The sequence below is a fragment of the Aequorivita aurantiaca genome (assembly GCF_030410135.1).
Lineage (GTDB): Bacteria > Bacteroidota > Bacteroidia > Flavobacteriales > Flavobacteriaceae > Aequorivita > Aequorivita aurantiaca.
The window spans coordinates 38,736-57,558 of the sequence record NZ_JAUGQQ010000004.1 but is presented as its reverse complement, the minus strand read 5'-3'; the positions used below and the strand labels follow the sequence as shown (position 1 = coordinate 57,558).

Genomic DNA, 18,823 nt, shown 5'->3' with positions numbered 1-18,823 from the left:
TTATGGCAAGATCGTTAAAAAAAGGACCGTTCGTTCATTACAAATTAGATAAAAAAGTTCAACAAAACGTTGAGGATAATAAGAAAACCGTAATCAAAACTTGGTCACGTGCTTCTATGATTACCCCAGATTTTGTTGGTCAAACCATCGCTGTGCACAACGGGCGCCAATTTGTTCCTGTGTATGTAACAGAAAACATGGTTGGGCATAAACTAGGAGAATTTTCACCTACAAGATCATTCCGTGGTCACTCAGGTGCTAAAAACAAAGGTAAAAAATAATAGGCCATGGGAGTTCGTAAAAGAGAAAGAGCAGAAGCAATCAAGGAAGCCAAGAAGACAATCTACATGGCTAAATTGAATAATTGCCCCACTTCACCAAGAAAAATGCGTTTAATGGCAGACTTGGTGCGTGGTGAGAAAATAGACAAGGCACTTAACATTTTGAAGTTCAGTTCAAAAGAATCTTCACGCAAATTGGAGAAACTACTTTTGTCTGCCATCAACAACTGGCAACAAAAAAACGAAGATGCTTCAGTAGAAGATGCAGATCTTTTCGTTAAGGAAATCCGTGTGGATGGTGGAACAATGTTGAAAAGACTTCGTCCAGCCCCACAAGGCCGTGCACACCGAATTAGAAAACGCTCCAACCACGTAACACTGGTTTTGGCAGCAAACGATAACACACAAAGCAATTAATTAAATGGGACAGAAGACAAATCCAATCGGGAATCGCTTAGGTATCATCAGAGGTTGGGAATCCAACTGGTACGGAGGCAACGACTACGGCGATAAACTTGCCGAAGACGACAAGATTAGAAAATATGTTCACGCACGTTTAAGTAAAGCTAGTGTGAGTAGAGTAATTATTGAGCGTACGCTTAAGCTTGTAACCGTTACTATAACCACTGCCCGTCCCGGTATCATTATCGGTAAAGGTGGCCAGGAAGTAGACAAGCTAAAAGAAGAGCTTAAAAAAATTACAGATAAAGAGGTACAGATCAACATTCACGAGATCAAAAGACCTGAGCTTGACGCATTTTTGGTGGCAGGAAGTATTGCCCGCCAGATTGAAAGCCGTATTTCTTACCGTCGTGCCATTAAAATGGCTATCGCGGCAACTATGCGAATGAACGCGGAAGGTATTAAGGTTCAAATCTCAGGACGTTTGAACGGCGCTGAAATGGCACGTTCAGAATCGTACAAAGAAGGTCGTATCCCGTTATCAACTTTTAGAGCCGATATTGACTACGCTTTAGTTGAGGCACACACTACCTATGGTAGATTGGGTGTTAAAGTATGGATTATGAAAGGCGAAGTATATGGAAAGAGAGAACTTTCTCCACTAGTTGGTCTGGCCACTGGCAAAACCAAAACTGGCGGCGGAAAAGGAGCTCCAGCAGGACGCGGTGGCAACAAAGCACGTCGCAGAAAGTAATTTTTTAAATAAAAGAAAATGTTACAACCTAAAAGAACAAAGTACCGCAAACAAATGAAAGGCCGTATGAAGGGCAATGCCGAACGTGGCAACCAGCTAGCATACGGAACCTTCGGTATAAAATCGATGGAATCTGAATTTCTTACAGCAAGACAGATTGAGGCCGCTCGTATTGCCGCTACCCGTTTTATGAAAAGAGAAGGTTCTATCTGGATTATGATATTTCCAGATAAACCAATCACCAAAAAACCTCTTGAAGTACGTATGGGTAAAGGTAAAGGTGCCGTGGAATATTACGCAGCTGTGGTAAAGCCAGGAAGAATGCTTTTCGAAGTGTCCGGAGTTCCAGTTGAAACAGCGAAAGAAGCATTGCGCCTTGCCGCCCAAAAGCTTCCGGTTAAAACTAAATTTGTAATGTCTCGGGATTTCCAAGCATAATTTTTTGAACGATGAAACAATCAGAAATTAAAAAAGCATCAACGGCAGAACTTCAGGAAGCATACGCTGAATCAAGAAAGGCCTATACAGACCTTAAAATGGCTCACACCATTTCCCCGTTGGAGAATCCAATTCAACTAAGATCCCAAAGAAGGGTGATAGCAAGAATAGCGACGGAACTAACTAATAGAGAAGTGCAATAATTGTACAGCTGAAAGATGGAAGAAATTAAAAGAAACTTAAGAAAAGAACGTATAGGTGTAGTAACCAGCAACAAAATGGACAAGTCCATCGTAGTTGCAGAGGTGAAAAAAGTAAAGCACCCTATGTACGGAAAGTTCGTAACGAAAACTAAAAAGTACGTTGCGCACGACGAGACAAACAACTGCAACGAAGGCGATACAGTAAGGATCATGGAAACACGTCCTTTAAGCAAAACCAAATGTTGGAGATTAGTAGAAATAATTGAAAGAGCGAAGTAATTATGTTACAACAAGAATCAAGACTCAAAGTCGCAGATAATACCGGTGCTAAGGAAGTACTTACCATTCGTGTATTGGGCGGAACAAAAAGAAGGTATGCTTCTATTGGTGATAAGATTGTAGTTTCCGTAAAGGAAGCAACACCAAATGGAAACATTAAGAAAGGAGCAGTTTCTACAGCCGTAGTTGTACGTGTTGCTAAGGAAATTAGAAGACCTGACGGTTCTTACATCCGTTTTGACGATAACGCTTGTGTACTTTTGAACGCCCAAGGCGAGATGAGAGGAACACGTGTTTTCGGACCGGTAGCAAGAGAGCTTCGCGACAAGCAATTTATGAAAATAGTATCATTGGCACCAGAGGTGCTTTAATATGAAAACTAAGATGACAAAGCTTAAAATAAAATCAGGCGATACAGTAGTAGTTACTGCCGGAGACCACAAAGGTTCTGAAGGTAAAGTAATGAAGATATTCCTTGACAAAAACAAAGCAATCGTAGAAGGAGTAAACATGGTTTCAAAACATGAGAAGCCAAGCGCGAAAAACCCTCAAGGTGGCATCGCAAAAAAAGAAGCTCCTATCCATATTTCTAACCTTTCATTAGTTGATCCAAAATCTGGAAAAGCTACACGTGTTGGGTACAAAACCGAAAATGGTAAGAAAGTACGGTTTTCAAAACAATCGAATCAAGCAATATAGTTATGGCATATTCACCAAGACTTAAAGAAGAGTACAAAAGCAGAGTGATCAATTCACTTACTGACGAGTTTGGTTACAAAAACGTTATGCAGGTACCAAAATTGGAGCGTATTGTTGTTTCCCGCGGCGTGGGCGCAGCAGTGGCTGACAAAAAACTTATTGACTATTCGGTTGATGAGTTTACAAAGATAACCGGGCAAAAAGCGGTTTCAACCAACTCTAAAAAAGACGTTGCAAACTTCAAACTTCGTAAGGGCATGCCAATTGGTGTGAAAGTTACCTTGCGTGGAGAGCGTATGTATGAATTTTTGGACAGGTTGGTTACTTCAGCTTTGCCACGGGTACGTGACTTTAACGGAATTAAAGCTACGGGTTTTGACGGAAGAGGAAATTACTCTTTAGGAATCACTGAGCAAATTATCTTCCCAGAAATCGATATCGATAAAGTGAAGAAAATTGAAGGGATGAACATTACTTTCATCACTTCCGCAGCTACCGATAAAGAAGCGAAATCATTATTACAGGAATTGGGATTACCCTTTAAAAAGAACTAAGAGATGGCTAAAGAATCAATGAAGGCCCGCGAGGTTAAGAGACAAAAAATGGTAGCAAAATATGCCGCCAAGCGCAAAGCTTTGAAGGAAGCCGGCGATTGGGAAGGCTTGCAAAAACTACCTAAAAATGCCTCCCCAGTACGTTTGCACAACCGTTGCAAACTTACCGGCAGACCAAGAGGGTATATGCGAACTTTTGGAATTTCACGTGTAATGTTCCGTGAAATGGCAAATTCAGGGTTAATTCCAGGAGTGCGCAAAGCATCTTGGTAAGAACAGGTTTTACTGTTCACAGGAAAAAGTATAAACTGGTTGAAGGTTTGGAATAGTCCAAAAACCGCTTCCGCAAATTCAAATAAATGATTACAGATCCAATTTCAGATTATCTAACGCGAGTTAGAAATGCTGCGAAAGCCGGACATCGCGTTGTAGAGATTCCAGCTTCAAATCTAAAAAAGGAGATTACAAAAATCCTTTTTGACCAAGGTTACATTTTAAGCTACAAATTTGATGATGAAAGCACCGCACAAGGTGTCATCAAAATTGCATTGAAATATGACAAGATTACCAAAGAATCGGTAATTAGAAAAATTCAAAGAATCAGTAAACCAGGTTTACGTAAATACGCAAGTTCAACAGAACTTCCTCGTATTTTGAACGGTTTGGGTATTGCTATTGTTTCTACTTCTTCAGGAGTAATGACTGGCAAGCAAGCCAAGGCTCAAAATGTTGGTGGCGAAGTATTGTGTTACGTTTACTAAAAAATAGACAAAGAAATGTCAAGAATAGGTAAAAACCCGGTAGCAATCCCACAAGGAGTTACAGTTGATGTAAAAGACAACGTAATTACCGTAAAAGGAAAATTAGGCGAGTTAACTCAGGAATTTGATACTGATTTAACCGTGAAAGTAGAGGACGGAAACGTTTTGGTAGAACGTCCATCAGATTCAAAAGACCACACTGCAAAGCACGGTCTTTACAGATCCTTAATCAACAATATGATTGAAGGAGTAAGCAATGGCTGGACAAAGAATTTGGAATTGGTGGGTGTGGGTTACCGCGCCAGCAACCAAGGGCAAAAATTGGATTTGGCCTTAGGATTTTCGCACAACATCGTTCTGGACATTGCTCCAGAGGTAAAAGTGGAAACCGTATCTGATAAAGGTAAAAACCCAATCGTGAAGTTAACCTCTCACGACAAACAATTGGTTGGGCAAGTAGCGGCGAAAATCCGTGGCTTCCGCAAGCCAGAGCCTTACAAAGGAAAAGGTATCAAGTTTGTTGGGGAACAATTAAGAAGAAAAGCAGGTAAATCTGCATAACAAATAGAGTTATGGCATTATCAAAGTACGAAAGAAGAGAGCGCTTGCGCATGCGAATCAGAAAAACGGTTGAGGGGACTGAAAGTCGCCCACGTTTGGCTGTATTCCGCAGCAACAAAGAAATATACGCTCAAATTATTGACGATGTAAATGGAAAGACCATTACCGCCGCATCTTCAAGAGATAAAGATATTGACGCTTCAAAAGTAAACAAAGTTGAAGCTGCAAAATTGGTTGGAAAAGCAATCGCAGAAAAAGCTGTAAAAGCAGGCGTAGAAGCCATTGCTTTTGACAGAGGCGGTTACCTTTACCACGGAAGAGTAAAATCATTAGCTGAAGGTGCACGCGAAGGTGGCCTTAAATTCTAAGTCAAATTATGTATCAAGATTATAAAAACGTAGAATTAGTAAAACCAGGAGGTCTTGAATTAAAAGACCGTTTGGTAGGTGTACAACGTGTAACCAAGGTGACCAAAGGTGGTCGTGCCTTCGGATTTTCAGCTATTGTAGTTGTTGGTGACGAAAAAGGAGTGGTTGGACAAGGTCTTGGAAAATCCAAAGATGTAGCTAGCGCAATTGCAAAAGCTATTGAGGATGCTAAGAAAAATCTAGTTCGTATCCCTCTTAACAAAGTGACCCTTCCTCACGAACAAAAAGGAAAATACGGCGGAGCCCGTGTAAACCTTCTTCCAGCTGCGCCTGGTACCGGGGTAATTGCCGGTGGTGCCGTACGTGCTGTATTGGAAGCAGTGGGTGTTCACGATGTATTGTCAAAATCTCAAGGATCTTCTAACCCACACAACGTGGTAAAAGCAACTTTTGATGCGCTTTTGCAATTGCGAAGTGCACAAACTGTAGCTGACCAAAGAGGAATTTCACTTGAAAAAGTATTCAAAGGATAAATATCAGAGCGATGGCAAAAATTAGAGTAACAAAGGTAAAGAGCGTTATAAAACGTCCAAAAAACCAAAAGAGAATCATGGAATCTTTGGGTCTTCACAAGATGAACCAAACGGTTGAACATGAAGATACGCCAAACATTCTTGGTATGATCAATAAAGTTAATCACTTGGTTTCTGTTGAAACCAACTAAGAAAACACGATAATGGATTTAAGTAACTTACAACCGGCTCCAGGGTCGGTAAAAAATCAAGGCAAGCGAGTAGGTCGCGGACAAGGTTCCGGTAAAGGTGGTACTGCCACCCGTGGACACAAAGGAGCAAAATCACGTTCAGGTTATTCCAAGAAAGTTGGATTTGAAGGTGGTCAAATGCCCCTACAACGTCGTGTTCCTAAGTTTGGTTTTACAAATATCAACCGTAAAGAGTACAAAGGAATCAACATTGATACCCTTCAACAGTTGGTTGACGACAAAAAGATAAATGATACCGTTGACTTCGAAACCCTAGTAGGTTTGGGTCTTGCTGGTAAAAACGAAATGGTGAAGATTTTAGGAAGAGGCGAAATTAAAGCAAAAATAAAGGTATCTGCACACAAGTTCACTGCCTCGGCAAAGGAAGCTATTGAAGCTGCCGGAGGTGAAGTAGTAACATTGTAACAACAGCTAAGGATGAAATTTATCGATACCTTAAAAAATGTTTGGAAAATAGAGGAGCTGCGTAACCGTATCCTGCTTACTCTTGGAATGCTTTTGGTATACCGTTTTGGCGCCCAAGTTGTACTTCCAGGGATTGATGCTGATATGTTGGCCAAATTCTCAGGACAATTTAATTCTGGCGGAATTGGTGGCTTGCTTAACGCATTTACAGGAGGGGCTTTTGCCAACGCTTCTGTTTTTGCATTGGGAATTATGCCTTACATCTCTGCTTCCATTGTAGTTCAATTGATGCAGATTGCTGTTCCTTATCTTCAGAAGTTACAGAAAGAAGGGGAAAGCGGACGTAAAAAAATTAATCAGATTACTCGTTGGTTAACCATTGGTATCTGTTTGGTACAAGCACCGAGTTATCTTGCAGGTCTTCCAGCAATGGGCGTTCCGGCAGAGGCGTTCATAATGGGGCAAAGCGTTATGTTCTACGTTTCTTCAGTAATAATTTTAGTTACGGGAACAATTTTTGCAATGTGGTTGGGTGAAAAAATAACCGATAAAGGTATTGGTAACGGTATCTCGATACTTATTATGGTTGGTATTATTGCCAATTTGCCACAGTCCTTCGCCCAGGAATTTGTTTCAAGGGTAATAGAGTCAAACGGTGGGTTGATTATGATACTTATTGAATTGGTAATTTGGTTTGTAATTATCCTCCTTTCTATTATGTTGGTTATGGCAGTGCGAAAGATACCTGTGCAATATGCCCGAAGAACTGCTAGCGGTGGTTATGAAAAGAATATTTTCGGCGCACGCCAGTTCATTCCTTTAAAGTTGAACGCTTCAGGGGTAATGCCAATCATCTTTGCCCAGGCAATTATGTTTGTGCCTTCAGCTGTTGCAAGTCTTTCAGATAGTGATTTCTCCCAGAGTATTCAAGCTACATTTAGCGATATTTTTGGATTGTGGTACAATGTTGTTTTTGCAATATTGATTATTATATTCACCTATTTCTATACGGCTATCACCGTTCCCACCAATAAAATGGCGGACGATCTTAAACGTAGTGGAGGTTTCATTCCAGGTATTAAACCCGGAACGCAAACTGCAGAATATTTGGATAGAATTATGTCGCAAATAACTTTACCCGGATCTATCTTTTTAGCACTTATCGCCATTGCGCCGGCATTTGCGGTGAAGCTTTTGGGTATTCAGCAAGGTTGGGCATTGTTCTACGGAGGTACTTCACTATTAATTATGGTGGGTGTGGCTATTGATACAATGCAACAAGTAAACTCGTATTTATTGAACCGTCATTATGATGGCTTAATGAAAAGCGGAAAAAATAGAAAGGCAGTAGCATAATTATGGCAAAACAAAGCGCAATAGAACAAGATGGCAGTATAGTGGAAGCACTATCAAACGCAATGTTCCGTGTTGAATTGGAAAACGGTCACGTAGTAACCGCACACATTTCCGGTAAAATGCGAATGCACTATATTAAATTGTTGCCAGGGGATAAAGTGAAACTGGAAATGAGCCCTTACGATTTAAGTAAGGCAAGAATAACATACAGATATTAATACAACGGACCTCACGGTTCATTGAACAATAAAAACGAAAAGAGATGAAAGTTAGAGCATCCGTAAAGAAAAGAAGTGCCGACTGCAAGATTGTTCGCAGAAAAGGCAGATTATATGTAATTAACAAAAAGAACCCAAAGTTCAAACAAAGACAAGGATAAGTTATGGCAAGAATCGCAGGTGTAGATATCCCGAAGCACAAAAGGGGTGTAATCGCGTTAACGTATATCTTCGGAATCGGTAAGAGCCGTGCCCAGGATATACTGAAAAAAGCCGAGGTTAACGAAGACAAAAAAGTAAGCGAATGGAACGATGATGAAATCGGTGCTATTCGTGATGCTGTTGGATCTTTCAAAATCGAAGGTGAATTACGTAGTGAAGTTCAATTAAGCATAAAACGCTTAATGGATATTGGTTGTTACAGAGGTATTCGTCACAGATCGGGTCTTCCTTTAAGAGGACAGCGTACTAAGAATAACTCTCGTACTAGAAAAGGAAAACGTAAAACTGTTGCTAACAAGAAAAAAGCAACTAAATAAAACCTAGAGTTATGGCAAAGACAGCTCAAAAAACTACGAAAACAGTTAAGAAACGTAAGGTTAATGTTGAATCAACCGGAGAGGCGCACATCAATGCTTCCTTCAACAACATTATCGTTTCGTTGACCAATAAGAACGGAGATGTTATCTCTTGGTCCTCAGCCGGTAAAATGGGCTTCCGCGGATCAAAGAAAAACACTCCCTATGCAGCTCAGTTAGCATCGGAAGATTGCGCAAAAGTTGCACACGACGCCGGTTTACGTAAGGTAAAAGTATACGTAAAAGGGCCAGGAAACGGTAGAGAATCTGCAATACGTTCCATCCACAATGCAGGAATTGAAGTAACCGAAATCATCGACGTTACCCCAATGCCACACAACGGATGCCGTCCTCCTAAAAGAAGAAGAGTTTAATTAATTATAAATATCAATCTGAAGGAATCAAAAACTAAAGGATTAACGTAAGACCTTAATTTAGTTTTCCTTCATAACCTTAAACAAGCAATGGCAAGATATACTGGTCCAAAAACTAAAATCGCCCGTAAATTCGGGGAAGCTATCTTCGGAGACGATAAGTCTTTCGAAAAAAGAAACTACCCTCCAGGGCAACACGGTAACGCACGTCGCCGTGGTAAAAAATCTGAATACGCTATCCAGTTGATGGAGAAGCAAAAAACAAAATATACTTATGGTATTTTGGAGCGTCAGTTCAGAAATATGTTTAAAAAAGCTACCGCAGCTCCTGGAATTACAGGTACTGTATTGCTTCAAATGTGTGAGTCGCGTTTGGATAACGTAGTGTACAGAATGGGAATTTCCCCAAGTCGCTCCGGTGCCAGACAATTGGTTTCACACCGTCATATCACCGTTAATGGTGAAAAAGTAAACATTCCATCGTACCAATTGAAACCTGGCGATGTTGTGGCCGTTAGAGAGAAATCAAAATCTCTTGGCGCAATCAACGATTCGTTGGCAAATGCTAATCATGTTTACGAGTGGATCACTTGGAACGGCGATAAAAAGGAAGGAACTTTCGTTTCTATTCCAGAGCGTCTTCAAATCCCAGAAAACATCAACGAGCAGTTGATCGTCGAATTATATTCTAAATAATAAAATAATCATATTGGTATTTAGCCAAAGGGTTTATAGTATTCTTCAAACTTTTAAACCGCGCAACTAAATAACAATTAAAACGAAGAAAAAAAATGGCAGTATTTAGTTTTCAGAAGCCTGATAAAGTTATAATGGTAAATTCCACCGATTTCGAGGGGAAATTTGAATTTCGCCCTTTGGAACCCGGTTACGGACTTACCGTTGGTAACGCATTAAGACGCGTATTACTTTCCTCTTTGGAAGGATTCGCCATCACTTCGGTTCGCATCGAGGGCGTGGATCACGAATTTTCAACCATCGCGGGCGTAGTGGAAGATGTTACCGAAATTATTTTGAACCTGAAACAAGTTCGTTTCAAAAGACAGATTGACGAGATAGATAATGAAACCGTTACTATTTCAGTTTCTGGAAAAGATCAGCTAACTGCTGGGGATTTCCAAAAATTCATTTCAGGTTTCCAAGTATTGAACCCAGAATTGGTTCTTTGCAATATGGACCCAAAAGTGAACCTTAATTTTGAAATTACCATTGAAAAAGGTCGCGGTTATGTTCCTGCTGAAGAGAACAAAAAAGCGAACGCTCCTTTGGGAACCATCTTTACGGATTCTATCTACACTCCAATAAAAAATGTGAAGTACAGTATTGAAAACTTCCGTGTAGAGCAAAAAACCGATTACGAAAAATTGGTTTTCGAAATCGTAACAGACGGATCTATTCACCCAAAAGATGCATTGACCGAAGCTGCAAAAACATTGATCCACCACTTTATGTTGTTCAGCGATGAGCGCATTACCTTGGAGGCAGATGAAATTGCACAGACTGAAACCTATGATGAAGAATCCCTTCACATGCGTCAGTTGCTTAAAACAAAATTGGTAGATATGGACCTTTCGGTTCGTGCGCTAAACTGTTTGAAAGCTGCAGAAGTTGATACATTGGGAGATCTTGTTTCTTTCAACAAAAATGACTTGATGAAATTCCGCAACTTCGGTAAAAAATCGCTTACAGAGCTTGAAGAGCTTGTAAACGTGAAAGGCCTAAACTTCGGGATGGATCTTGCAAAATATAAATTAGATAAAGATTAGTTAATACGTCATATTTTGCTCCCCAAAATGGGTTGATGCAAGATGATGATTAAAACAAAAATGTCATGAGACACGGAAAAAAAATAAATCACTTAGGAAGAAAAACAGCCCACAGACATTCAATGTTGGCGAATATGGCGAACTCTTTAATTGAGCACAAACGGATCAACACTACTGTTGCAAAAGCAAAGGCGTTGAAACAATTTGTGGAGCCATTGGTAACAAAATCTAAGGAAGACACCACGCACAACCGTCGTCTGGTTTTCGCCAAATTGCGTCAAAAAGATGCAGTTGCAGAACTTTTCAGAACTGTTGCGCCAAAAGTTGGTGACCGTCCGGGAGGTTACACCCGTATTATTAAATTGGGTAATCGTTTAGGTGATAATGCTGATATGGCAATGATTGAGCTTGTAGATTTCAACGAACTTTACAACGCTGGCAAAGCAACCAAGAAGAAATCTACTCGTAGAAGCCGTCGTGGAAGCGGAACCGGAACTGAAGCTGCTGCCGCTGCACCTGCTGCAAAAGCCGCTCCAGCAAAAGCTGAAAAAGAAGCGAAGAAAGAAGAAGAATAAATGAATTTGAATTCATTAAATAACAAAGGGATAAGCGTTTTCGTTTATCCCTTTTTTTTATACTATTTTTGCAAAAAAAATAATTTGACTGTTACGACAAATTTATGTCTGGTCGAGCGCAGTCGAGACCTCTTTTAAAAATGAAATACCAAACACGAAAAAAAGCACTCATTTTATTGGCAGACGGCACCATTTTCTATGGAAAAGCGGTTGGAAACAAAGAAGGTTCTGCCTTTGGCGAAGTTTGTTTCAACACGGGTATGACCGGTTACCAAGAAATTTTTACGGACCCTTCCTATTTTGGACAGATAATGGTCGCCACCAATGCCCACATTGGGAATTACGGTGTCAATAAAGACGAAGTGGAATCTGAAGGAATAAAAATTGCAGGTTTGGTGGTGCGCAATTTCAGCTATCATTATTCACGCGAAGCTGCGGATGATTCCCTTGAAAATTTCTTAAACAAAAACAATCTGCTCGCAATAAGCGATGTTGACACCCGCGCATTGGTAAGTTATATCCGCGACAATGGTGCGATGAACGCCGTTATTTCCACGGAAGTTGATAATATTGAAGGTTTGAAAAAGCAATTGGCCGAAGTACCGGATATGCATGGTTTGGAGCTCGCATCAAAAGTTTCCACAAAAGAACCCTATTTCTTCGGAAATGAAAATGCCAAATACAAAATCTCGGCTTTGGATTTGGGAATAAAGAAAAACATTTTACGCAGGCTTTCAGAGCGCGATTGCTACATAAAAGTATTTCCGTACGATGCTACTTTTTCAGAAATGGAAGCTTTCGGTCCGGACGGTTTTTTCATTTCAAATGGTCCCGGCGATCCCGAGCCCTTAAGCAACGCAATTCAAGTAGTAAAGGAAATTTTGGAAAAGGAAGTGCCAATGTTTGGAATTTGTTTGGGCCATCAAATTTTGGCTTTAGCAAACGGAATTTCTACTTATAAAATGCACCACGGTCACCGGGGTATAAATCATCCAATTATGAATTTGGTTACAGGTAAGGGTGAAATTACTTCACAAAATCACGGATTCGCTATAAATCGTGAACAGGCCGAAGCGCATCCCGATATTGAGATCACACATATGCATTTGAACGATCACACCGCAAGTGGAATAAGAATGAAAAACAAACCAGCGTTTTCTGTACAGTACCATCCCGAAGCGAGTCCCGGACCACACGATGCATCATATCTTTTTGATCAGTTTATCGAAAGTATTGAAAAACATAAATTGCAAACTGCATAAAATTTATAGCCCTTAAAGGTTTTCAAAAATCTTTGAGGGCTTTTCAAATAACTTATTAACCAATAACTATTAACTTTCACCAATGAGTATCATAATCGACATCAAAGCCCGACAAATTTTTGATTCAAGAGGAAATCCAACTATTGAAGTTGACGTAATTACCGAAAACGGTTTTATGGGCCGCGCCGCGGTTCCTTCGGGAGCATCAACGGGTGAGCACGAAGCGGTCGAACTTCGAGACGGCGGAAAGGATTATATGGGAAAGGGAGTTTTGAAAGCAGTTGAAAACGTTCACGGAAAAATTGCCGGAACCCTATTGGGGATTTCTGTTTTCGAACAGGAATTGATCGATAAAACGATGATCGATTTGGATGGTACCAAAAACAAATCGAAGCTTGGGGCAAATGCAATTTTGGGCGTTTCATTAGCTGCTGCTAAAGCCGCCGCGAATGAATTGGGAATGCCATTATATCGTTACGTTGGCGGGGTAAGCGCAAAAACACTTCCCGTGCCGATGATGAATATTATCAACGGTGGTTCGCACAGCGATGCGCCAATCGCATTTCAGGAATTTATGGTGATTCCCGTAAAGGCTAAAAGTTTTACGCACGCCATGCAAATGGGTTCTGAGATTTTTCACAACCTTAAAAAAGTACTTCACGATAGAGGTTTGAGTACTGCAGTAGGCGACGAAGGTGGGTTTGCTCCCACGTTGGAAGGAACTGAGGATGCATTGGATACTATTGCAAAAGCAACTAAAAAAGCTGGCTACAAATTGGGCGATGACGTAATGATTGCCTTAGATTGCGCTGCCGCGGAATTTTATATTAAAAAGAAATACGATTACACCAAGTTTGAAGGCGAAAAAGGAAAAGTACGCACTTCAAAGGAACAGGCAGATTATTTAGCTGAATTGTGCAAAAAATACCCAATCATTTCAATTGAGGATGGAATGGATGAAAACGATTGGGAAGGCTGGAAATATTTAACAGAAAAAGTTGGTGATAAAGTGCAATTGGTTGGCGATGATTTGTTCGTTACAAATGTGGAACGACTTTCAAAAGGTATTTCGGAAAAAATAGCAAATTCAATTCTTATAAAAGTAAATCAAATTGGAACTTTAACTGAAACAATTGCTGCCGTAAATATGGCGCACAATGCGGGCTATACTTCGGTAATGAGCCATAGAAGCGGGGAGACCGAAGATAATACCATTGCAGATTTGGCAGTGGCGTTGAATTGTGGACAAATAAAAACGGGTTCAGTTTCCCGTAGCGACCGAATGGCAAAATACAACCAACTGCTTCGGATTGAAGAAGAATTGGGCGAGGTAGCCTATTTTCCGCAACGAAGGGCATTTAAAATTTAACTATATATATTATTCACAAACCCTGCTTAGAGCGGGGTTTTTTTATGCTTGAAAATTACACTGTATTACCTATCAATTAAGGTTTTTTTAACCTAAGAATATTCAGGAATGTTAAAAAATTAGCGCGAGATTTTGTAAATTAGCATTTCTGAATTAAATTAAACATACACATATTTTATGGCCAAGATTGCAACTCTAGAAATAGATGGTAAAAAGTACGAATTTCCCATTGTGGAAGGAACCGAGAATGAATTAGGAATAGATATTAAAAACCTTAGAAGTGCGACTGATGGTGTGGTGACCCTGGATCCTGGTTATAAAAATACTGGTTCCTGCGAGAGTGCTATCACTTTTTTGGATGGCGAAAAAGGCATTCTTCGATACCGTGGCTATTCCATTGAGGAATTGGCAGAAAAGGCTAGATTCTTGGAAGTATGTTATCTTCTTATTTTTGGGGAATTGCCGACCGAGCAGCAACTCGAAAAATTCCACGATGATATAAAGGCCCAATCCCACGTTGATGAGGACGTTAAAAAAATATTGGATGGGTTCCCAAAATCCGCCCATCCTATGGGTGTGCTTTCTTCTTTGACTTCTGCATTGGTTGCTTTCAATCCTTCGTCCGTCAACGTGGACAGCGAGGAAGATATGTATAAAGCCATCGTAAAAATATTGGCCAAATTTCCGGTGCTTACCGCTTGGACTTACAGAAAGCGTTTAGGATTACCGCTAGATTACGGTGATGATTCCCTTCGGTATGTTGAGAATTTTATAAAGATGATGTTCAAAAAGCCTAGTGGCGAATATACTTCCAAACCTACCGTAGTGGAAGCGTTGAACAAACTTTTAATTCTTCATGGCGACCATGAGCAAAACTGCTCGACATCCACTGTTCGGATTGTGGGGTCTTCCCATGCTGGTTTGTTCGTTTCTATTTCCGCAGGAATTGCAGCCCTTTGGGGTCCACTTCATGGAGGGGCGAACCAAGCCGTTATCGAAATGTTGGAAGCCATTAAGGAAGATGGTGGCGATACCAAAAAATTTATGGCGAAGGCGAAGGATAAGAACGATCCTTTCCGTTTGATGGGCTTTGGGCATAGGGTTTATAAAAACTTTGATCCACGCGCAAAAATTATAAAGAAAGCCGCCGATGATGTTTTGGATGCTTTAGGAATTGACGATCCGGTGCTCGATATTGCGAAAGCGCTCGAGAAAGAAGCTTTGGAGGATCCATATTTCGTAGATAGAAAACTTTACCCAAATGTGGATTTCTATTCGGGAATTATCTACCGAGCCCTGGGAATTCCTGTTGAAATGTTTACGCCAATGTTTGCGCTTGGCCGCTTGCCTGGATGGATTGCGCAATGGAGGGAAATGAGGCTTCAAAAAGAGCCGATAGGCCGTCCGAGACAAATATATATTGGTGAAAACCTTCGTTCGTTCGTGCCTATCGAAAAACGATAAAGACATTATTTAATACTATTGAAAGCACTTCACTATAGAAGTGCTTTTTCTATATTTGCCATATGATCAATTTGAATATCAAGGATGAAATTTCCAGACTGCGCGCGGTGGTGCTGGGCAGGGCGGATAGTAATGGCCCTGTGCCAAAGCTGGAAAATGCTTATGATCCTAAGTCCGCAGAACATATAAAAGCCGGAACATACCCCACCGATGAGGATATGGTTGCCGAAATGGAAGCAGTCGCCGAAGTTTTTAAAAAATATGACATAAAAGTTTACAGGCCCCATTCCATAAAGGATTATAACCAAATTTTTACGCGCGATATTGGCTTCGTTATCGAGGATAAATTTATTATTGCCAATATTCTCGAGGACCGATCTATGGAAATTGAGGCCATTGAACATGTTTTAAACCAGATTGATCCGTCAAAAATTATAGAATTTCCGGAGAATGCCCATATTGAGGGAGGTGATGTGATGCCGTGGGGCGACTATATTTTTGTGGGTGCTTATTATGGCGAGGATTACCCAAGCTTTATTACCGCGCGCACAAATATGAATGCCGTAAAGCATCTTCAGAAATTGTTTCCGCATAAAAAAATTAAGTCTTTCAACTTAAGAAAAAGTAATACTGTGGCTGATGAAAATGCGCTGCACCTCGATTGCTGTTTTCAACCTTTGGGCAAAGGAAAAGCAATACTGCACAAAGAGGGATTTTTGATTGAGGAAGAATATCAATGGCTTGTAGATTTCTTTGGAAAGGAGAATTGTTTCCATATTACCAAACGCGAAATGTACGATATGAACAGCAACATATTCTCCATTTCTCCCGAGGTTGTCCTCTCAGAAAAAAACTTCACGCGATTAAATACGTGGCTGCGCGAACAGGGATTTACGGTCGAGGAAGTTCCGTATTCGGAAATTTCCAAACAAGAAGGTTTACTCCGTTGTTCCACTATGCCATTGATTCGCGATTAACCTTTAATCTTTTTCACACGTACTTCCTTGATTCTTAAAAACAATAGTTTTTGTGAGGTATTGTTGCTAATTGTAATTGGCATTAAATAGTGCGTTCTCGGCTTATTTAACAAAAAAACCCTTCCCTCTTTCACAAAAAATTAGTAAACTTGGCATATTAAAATTTTAACACTTTGAAAAGATTTAACTCCCTCTCTTTTTTACTGCTGTTTTTAACAGCTTTTACTACCCTTACTGCTCAACAAAGAAACATAACCTTAGAAGATATTTGGAAACCTGGCTCCCCGGTTTTTAAAACCGAAAGGCTTGATGTGCTCCGCTCCATGAAAAATGGAAAGGAATATGCGGTGTTGAATTATGACCGACAGCAGCAGGCTTCCACCGTAGATGTGTATGATTACAAAACGGGTGAAAAGGTTCGTACCCTATTGAATTCAAAGGAAATGAACGGTATTGACCACGTTATCTCATATGAATTCAACAACGATGAAACAAAAATCCTTTTCACTACTGAAATGCAACCGGTGTACCGCCATTCTTCCCTCGGCACCTATTATGTTTACGATATAAATACGAAACAATTCAACCTTGTTTCCACCAATAAAATCCAGGAGCCAACCTTCAGTAACAACGGAAACAAGATTGCTTATGGTTTTGAGAACAATCTTTATATAAAGGATCTTAATTCAGGGGAAACGAAACAGATTACTACGGATGGCAAAAAGAACAGCATCATAAATGGGATTACCGATTGGGTGTATGAAGAGGAATTCGCCTTTGTGCGCGCTTTTGAGTGGAGCACCAGTGGCGATAAACTGGCATATATTAAATTCGATGAAACCGAAGTGCCACAGTTTAATATGGATGTGTACGGCAACCAGCTTTATCCTTCGGCCAATACTTTTAAATATCCAAAGGCCGGCGAGGCAAATTCAAAAGTTTCCTTGCAGCTTTATGATCTTTCAAGCGGCAAGACCTCTGAAGTGGACCTTTCCAAATATAACAGTTACTACATTCCCCGATTGCTTTGGACTAAGAATAACGATATTCTTAGTGTGCAACTCGCCAACCGCCACCAAAACGTAATCGATTTGGTTTTTGTGGATGCCTCCAATAATACTTCAAAATTAATTCTGGCGGAAAAGGACGATGCCTATGTGGATGTTACCGACAATTTAACCTTTCTGAATGACAATAGTTTTTTCTGGACCAGTGAGAAGGATGGGTGGAACCATATATACCAATACGATAAAAATGGAAAGCTTCTGCACCAAGTAACCAAAGGGCCTTGGGAAGTTACGGCCTATTACGGCTTTGACCAAAACACGGGTCGTGTGTATTACCAAAGCACCGAAAATGGAAATATAAATCGTGATGTTTATTCCATTCTCCCGTCGGGAAAAAATAAAGTGCGGCTTAGCGATAAAACGGGCACGAACGATGCCGATTTCAGCGCAGATTATACCTATTATATCGGTTCTTTTTCTGATTCAAATACGCCATATATTTTCACATTAAATGAAGCCAAAACTGGGAAAGTGCTCCGCGAAATAAAAAACAATAACGAGTTAAAGAACCGATTGGCTTCCTATAAAATTTCTCCAAAGGAATATTCGATTATCAATATCAATGGCGAGGATTTGAATATGTATATGGTAAAGCCGGTTGATTTTGATGAAACAAAGCAATATCCTCTTTTTCTGTTTCAATATTCGGGTCCCGGGTCGCAAAGTGTTGCCAATAAGTGGATGAACGCCAACGATTTTTGGCACCAACTGCTCGCCAATGATCAACAAATAATTATTGCTTGCGTTGATGGCCGCGGAACCGGCTTTAAAGGGAGGGAGTTTAAAAAAATGACCCAAAAGGAATTGGGCAAATATGAAGTGGAGGACCAAACCGCAGTAGCCCAAAAACTGAGCGCGCTGCCCTATATTGATGCTGGAAGAACCGGTATTTGGGGTTGGAGTTATGGCGGGTTTATGTCATCAAACTGTCTGTTTCAGGCACCCGATACTTTTGAAATGGCCATTGCCGTGGCGCCCGTAACAAGTTGGAGATTCTACGATAGTATTTATACCGAACGCTTTATGCTCTCACCGCAAGAAAATCCTTCCGGTTACGATGAAAACTCGCCCATTACGCACGTGAACAATCTACAGGGAAAATTTCTTTTGGTACACGGAAGCGCAGATGATAATGTGCACGTTCAAAACACCATGCGTTTGATTGAGGCTTTGGTGCAGGCAAACAAACAATTTGACTGGCGCATCTATCCGGACAAAAACCACGGCATTTACGGTGGTAACACCCGTTTGCATCTTTATACTTTAATGACCGATTTCATCAAGAAAAATTTATAGAAAACAACTCTAAC

29 protein-coding genes are annotated in these 18,823 nt (G+C 40.5%); all 29 read left to right on the top strand.

Translation table 11 applies throughout. From position 1 onward, the window contains the following. Positions 1-2 precede the first annotated feature (2 nt). The 29 genes from rpsS to QRD02_RS07760 all read left to right on the top strand — a co-directional run bounded on the left by rpsS (position 3) and on the right by QRD02_RS07760 (position 18,809). Positions 3-281 (top strand): 30S ribosomal protein S19, encoded by a 279-nt coding sequence (gene rpsS, locus QRD02_RS07900; protein ID WP_045079241.1) that lies wholly within the window; start codon positions 3-5, stop codon positions 279-281. Positions 282-287: 6 nt separating this feature from the next. Then, positions 288-698, top strand: a complete 411-nt coding sequence (rplV, locus tag QRD02_RS07895) for a 50S ribosomal protein L22 (protein ID WP_290254392.1) — start codon at positions 288-290, stop codon at positions 696-698. Positions 699-702: 4 nt separating this feature from the next. After that, positions 703-1,437 carry a 30S ribosomal protein S3 gene (rpsC, locus tag QRD02_RS07890; RefSeq protein ID WP_290254391.1) on the top strand — a complete coding sequence of 245 codons (735 nt, stop codon included), beginning with the start codon at positions 703-705 and terminating at the stop codon, positions 1,435-1,437. Between the two features lie 18 nt (positions 1,438-1,455). Next, positions 1,456-1,875 (top strand): 50S ribosomal protein L16, encoded by a 420-nt coding sequence (rplP, locus tag QRD02_RS07885; RefSeq protein ID WP_290254390.1) that lies wholly within the window; start codon positions 1,456-1,458, stop codon positions 1,873-1,875. Between the two features lie 11 nt (positions 1,876-1,886). Further along, on the top strand, positions 1,887-2,078 hold the full coding sequence (rpmC, locus tag QRD02_RS07880; RefSeq protein ID WP_045079245.1) for a 50S ribosomal protein L29: 192 nt from the start codon (positions 1,887-1,889) through the stop codon (positions 2,076-2,078). 15 nt (positions 2,079-2,093) lie between these two features. Further along, positions 2,094-2,357: a 30S ribosomal protein S17 gene (gene rpsQ / locus QRD02_RS07875; RefSeq protein ID WP_068763097.1), complete on the top strand. Its 264-nt coding sequence runs from the start codon at positions 2,094-2,096 to the stop codon at positions 2,355-2,357. 2 nt (positions 2,358-2,359) lie between these two features. Then, positions 2,360-2,728: a 50S ribosomal protein L14 gene (gene rplN / locus QRD02_RS07870; protein ID WP_290254389.1), complete on the top strand. Its 369-nt coding sequence runs from the start codon at positions 2,360-2,362 to the stop codon at positions 2,726-2,728. Positions 2,729-2,741: 13 nt separating this feature from the next. Continuing rightward, positions 2,742-3,056 carry a 50S ribosomal protein L24 gene (gene rplX, locus QRD02_RS07865; protein ID WP_068763215.1) on the top strand — a complete coding sequence of 105 codons (315 nt, stop codon included), beginning with the start codon at positions 2,742-2,744 and terminating at the stop codon, positions 3,054-3,056. A 2-nt stretch (positions 3,057-3,058) separates the two neighbouring features. Beyond that, entirely contained in the window at positions 3,059-3,610 is a 552-nt protein-coding gene (gene rplE, locus QRD02_RS07860; protein WP_111813961.1) for a 50S ribosomal protein L5, read from the top strand. Between the two features lie 3 nt (positions 3,611-3,613). Then, the gene (gene rpsN, locus QRD02_RS07855; protein WP_290254388.1) at positions 3,614-3,883 is read left to right on the top strand and encodes a 30S ribosomal protein S14; all 270 of its coding nucleotides are present in this window, start codon (positions 3,614-3,616) and stop codon (positions 3,881-3,883) included. Between the two features lie 86 nt (positions 3,884-3,969). After that, on the top strand, positions 3,970-4,371 hold the full coding sequence (gene rpsH / locus QRD02_RS07850; RefSeq protein ID WP_290254387.1) for a 30S ribosomal protein S8: 402 nt from the start codon (positions 3,970-3,972) through the stop codon (positions 4,369-4,371). A 15-nt stretch (positions 4,372-4,386) separates the two neighbouring features. After that, positions 4,387-4,932 (top strand): 50S ribosomal protein L6, encoded by a 546-nt coding sequence (gene rplF / locus QRD02_RS07845; protein WP_290254386.1) that lies wholly within the window; start codon positions 4,387-4,389, stop codon positions 4,930-4,932. Between the two features lie 11 nt (positions 4,933-4,943). Beyond that, positions 4,944-5,300: a 50S ribosomal protein L18 gene (gene rplR, locus QRD02_RS07840; RefSeq protein WP_111813973.1), complete on the top strand. Its 357-nt coding sequence runs from the start codon at positions 4,944-4,946 to the stop codon at positions 5,298-5,300. An 8-nt stretch (positions 5,301-5,308) separates the two neighbouring features. Next, entirely contained in the window at positions 5,309-5,833 is a 525-nt protein-coding gene (gene rpsE, locus QRD02_RS07835) for a 30S ribosomal protein S5 (protein WP_290254385.1), read from the top strand. A gap of 11 nt (positions 5,834-5,844) precedes the next feature. After that, the gene (rpmD, locus tag QRD02_RS07830) at positions 5,845-6,024 is read left to right on the top strand and encodes a 50S ribosomal protein L30 (protein WP_290254384.1); all 180 of its coding nucleotides are present in this window, start codon (positions 5,845-5,847) and stop codon (positions 6,022-6,024) included. A gap of 12 nt (positions 6,025-6,036) precedes the next feature. Continuing rightward, on the top strand, positions 6,037-6,489 hold the full coding sequence (gene rplO / locus QRD02_RS07825) for a 50S ribosomal protein L15 (RefSeq protein WP_290254383.1): 453 nt from the start codon (positions 6,037-6,039) through the stop codon (positions 6,487-6,489). Positions 6,490-6,501: 12 nt separating this feature from the next. Beyond that, the gene (secY, locus tag QRD02_RS07820; RefSeq protein WP_290254382.1) at positions 6,502-7,845 is read left to right on the top strand and encodes a preprotein translocase subunit SecY; all 1,344 of its coding nucleotides are present in this window, start codon (positions 6,502-6,504) and stop codon (positions 7,843-7,845) included. Positions 7,846-7,847: 2 nt separating this feature from the next. Further along, positions 7,848-8,063 (top strand): translation initiation factor IF-1, encoded by a 216-nt coding sequence (infA, locus tag QRD02_RS07815; RefSeq protein WP_111844210.1) that lies wholly within the window; start codon positions 7,848-7,850, stop codon positions 8,061-8,063. Between the two features lie 44 nt (positions 8,064-8,107). Continuing rightward, positions 8,108-8,224, top strand: a complete 117-nt coding sequence (ykgO, locus tag QRD02_RS07810; protein ID WP_009779203.1) for a type B 50S ribosomal protein L36 — start codon at positions 8,108-8,110, stop codon at positions 8,222-8,224. 3 nt (positions 8,225-8,227) lie between these two features. Next, on the top strand, positions 8,228-8,602 hold the full coding sequence (gene rpsM, locus QRD02_RS07805) for a 30S ribosomal protein S13 (RefSeq protein ID WP_014782657.1): 375 nt from the start codon (positions 8,228-8,230) through the stop codon (positions 8,600-8,602). Between the two features lie 11 nt (positions 8,603-8,613). Further along, positions 8,614-9,015, top strand: coding sequence for a 30S ribosomal protein S11 (gene rpsK / locus QRD02_RS07800; protein WP_290254381.1), 402 nt, complete (start codon positions 8,614-8,616; stop codon positions 9,013-9,015). A gap of 90 nt (positions 9,016-9,105) precedes the next feature. Next, complete coding sequence (gene rpsD / locus QRD02_RS07795; RefSeq protein ID WP_290254380.1) at positions 9,106-9,711, top strand: 30S ribosomal protein S4; 606 nt, start codon at positions 9,106-9,108, stop codon at positions 9,709-9,711. Positions 9,712-9,806: 95 nt separating this feature from the next. Further along, positions 9,807-10,799: a DNA-directed RNA polymerase subunit alpha gene (locus QRD02_RS07790; protein WP_290254379.1), complete on the top strand. Its 993-nt coding sequence runs from the start codon at positions 9,807-9,809 to the stop codon at positions 10,797-10,799. Positions 10,800-10,864: 65 nt separating this feature from the next. After that, the gene (gene rplQ, locus QRD02_RS07785; protein WP_290254378.1) at positions 10,865-11,374 is read left to right on the top strand and encodes a 50S ribosomal protein L17; all 510 of its coding nucleotides are present in this window, start codon (positions 10,865-10,867) and stop codon (positions 11,372-11,374) included. 140 nt (positions 11,375-11,514) lie between these two features. Beyond that, complete coding sequence (gene carA / locus QRD02_RS07780; RefSeq protein WP_290254377.1) at positions 11,515-12,636, top strand: glutamine-hydrolyzing carbamoyl-phosphate synthase small subunit; 1,122 nt, start codon at positions 11,515-11,517, stop codon at positions 12,634-12,636. Between the two features lie 82 nt (positions 12,637-12,718). After that, the gene (gene eno / locus QRD02_RS07775; RefSeq protein WP_290254376.1) at positions 12,719-14,005 is read left to right on the top strand and encodes a phosphopyruvate hydratase; all 1,287 of its coding nucleotides are present in this window, start codon (positions 12,719-12,721) and stop codon (positions 14,003-14,005) included. A gap of 177 nt (positions 14,006-14,182) precedes the next feature. Continuing rightward, positions 14,183-15,469 (top strand): citrate synthase, encoded by a 1,287-nt coding sequence (locus tag QRD02_RS07770; protein WP_290254375.1) that lies wholly within the window; start codon positions 14,183-14,185, stop codon positions 15,467-15,469. A 62-nt stretch (positions 15,470-15,531) separates the two neighbouring features. Then, entirely contained in the window at positions 15,532-16,446 is a 915-nt protein-coding gene (locus QRD02_RS07765; RefSeq protein WP_290254374.1) for a dimethylarginine dimethylaminohydrolase family protein, read from the top strand. 173 nt (positions 16,447-16,619) lie between these two features. Further along, positions 16,620-18,809 (top strand): S9 family peptidase, encoded by a 2,190-nt coding sequence (locus QRD02_RS07760; protein ID WP_290254373.1) that lies wholly within the window; start codon positions 16,620-16,622, stop codon positions 18,807-18,809. Positions 18,810-18,823: the final 14 nt, after the last annotated feature.

Excerpts from the sequence above, each read along its gene's own strand:
- rpsS (WP_045079241.1), top strand. The coding sequence starts at position 3 with ATGGCAAGATCGTTAAAAAAAGGACCGTTCGTTCATTACAAATTAGAT.
- rplV (WP_290254392.1), top strand. The coding sequence starts at position 288 with ATGGGAGTTCGTAAAAGAGAAAGAGCAGAAGCAATCAAGGAAGCCAAG.
- rpsC (WP_290254391.1), top strand. The coding sequence starts at position 703 with ATGGGACAGAAGACAAATCCAATCGGGAATCGCTTAGGTATCATCAGA.
- rplP (WP_290254390.1), top strand. The coding sequence starts at position 1,456 with ATGTTACAACCTAAAAGAACAAAGTACCGCAAACAAATGAAAGGCCGT.
- rpmC (WP_045079245.1), top strand. The coding sequence starts at position 1,887 with ATGAAACAATCAGAAATTAAAAAAGCATCAACGGCAGAACTTCAGGAA.
- rpsQ (WP_068763097.1), top strand. The coding sequence starts at position 2,094 with ATGGAAGAAATTAAAAGAAACTTAAGAAAAGAACGTATAGGTGTAGTA.
- rplN (WP_290254389.1), top strand. The coding sequence starts at position 2,360 with ATGTTACAACAAGAATCAAGACTCAAAGTCGCAGATAATACCGGTGCT.
- rplX (WP_068763215.1), top strand. The coding sequence starts at position 2,742 with ATGACAAAGCTTAAAATAAAATCAGGCGATACAGTAGTAGTTACTGCC.
- rplE (WP_111813961.1), top strand. The coding sequence starts at position 3,059 with ATGGCATATTCACCAAGACTTAAAGAAGAGTACAAAAGCAGAGTGATC.
- rpsN (WP_290254388.1), top strand. The coding sequence starts at position 3,614 with ATGGCTAAAGAATCAATGAAGGCCCGCGAGGTTAAGAGACAAAAAATG.
- rpsH (WP_290254387.1), top strand. The coding sequence starts at position 3,970 with ATGATTACAGATCCAATTTCAGATTATCTAACGCGAGTTAGAAATGCT.
- rplF (WP_290254386.1), top strand. The coding sequence starts at position 4,387 with ATGTCAAGAATAGGTAAAAACCCGGTAGCAATCCCACAAGGAGTTACA.
- rplR (WP_111813973.1), top strand. The coding sequence starts at position 4,944 with ATGGCATTATCAAAGTACGAAAGAAGAGAGCGCTTGCGCATGCGAATC.
- rpsE (WP_290254385.1), top strand. The coding sequence starts at position 5,309 with ATGTATCAAGATTATAAAAACGTAGAATTAGTAAAACCAGGAGGTCTT.
- rpmD (WP_290254384.1), top strand. The coding sequence starts at position 5,845 with ATGGCAAAAATTAGAGTAACAAAGGTAAAGAGCGTTATAAAACGTCCA.
- rplO (WP_290254383.1), top strand. The coding sequence starts at position 6,037 with ATGGATTTAAGTAACTTACAACCGGCTCCAGGGTCGGTAAAAAATCAA.
- secY (WP_290254382.1), top strand. The coding sequence starts at position 6,502 with ATGAAATTTATCGATACCTTAAAAAATGTTTGGAAAATAGAGGAGCTG.
- infA (WP_111844210.1), top strand. The coding sequence starts at position 7,848 with ATGGCAAAACAAAGCGCAATAGAACAAGATGGCAGTATAGTGGAAGCA.
- ykgO (WP_009779203.1), top strand. The coding sequence starts at position 8,108 with ATGAAAGTTAGAGCATCCGTAAAGAAAAGAAGTGCCGACTGCAAGATT.
- rpsM (WP_014782657.1), top strand. The coding sequence starts at position 8,228 with ATGGCAAGAATCGCAGGTGTAGATATCCCGAAGCACAAAAGGGGTGTA.
- rpsK (WP_290254381.1), top strand. The coding sequence starts at position 8,614 with ATGGCAAAGACAGCTCAAAAAACTACGAAAACAGTTAAGAAACGTAAG.
- rpsD (WP_290254380.1), top strand. The coding sequence starts at position 9,106 with ATGGCAAGATATACTGGTCCAAAAACTAAAATCGCCCGTAAATTCGGG.
- QRD02_RS07790 (WP_290254379.1), top strand. The coding sequence starts at position 9,807 with ATGGCAGTATTTAGTTTTCAGAAGCCTGATAAAGTTATAATGGTAAAT.
- rplQ (WP_290254378.1), top strand. The coding sequence starts at position 10,865 with ATGAGACACGGAAAAAAAATAAATCACTTAGGAAGAAAAACAGCCCAC.
- carA (WP_290254377.1), top strand. The coding sequence starts at position 11,515 with ATGAAATACCAAACACGAAAAAAAGCACTCATTTTATTGGCAGACGGC.
- eno (WP_290254376.1), top strand. The coding sequence starts at position 12,719 with ATGAGTATCATAATCGACATCAAAGCCCGACAAATTTTTGATTCAAGA.
- QRD02_RS07770 (WP_290254375.1), top strand. The coding sequence starts at position 14,183 with ATGGCCAAGATTGCAACTCTAGAAATAGATGGTAAAAAGTACGAATTT.
- QRD02_RS07765 (WP_290254374.1), top strand. The coding sequence starts at position 15,532 with ATGATCAATTTGAATATCAAGGATGAAATTTCCAGACTGCGCGCGGTG.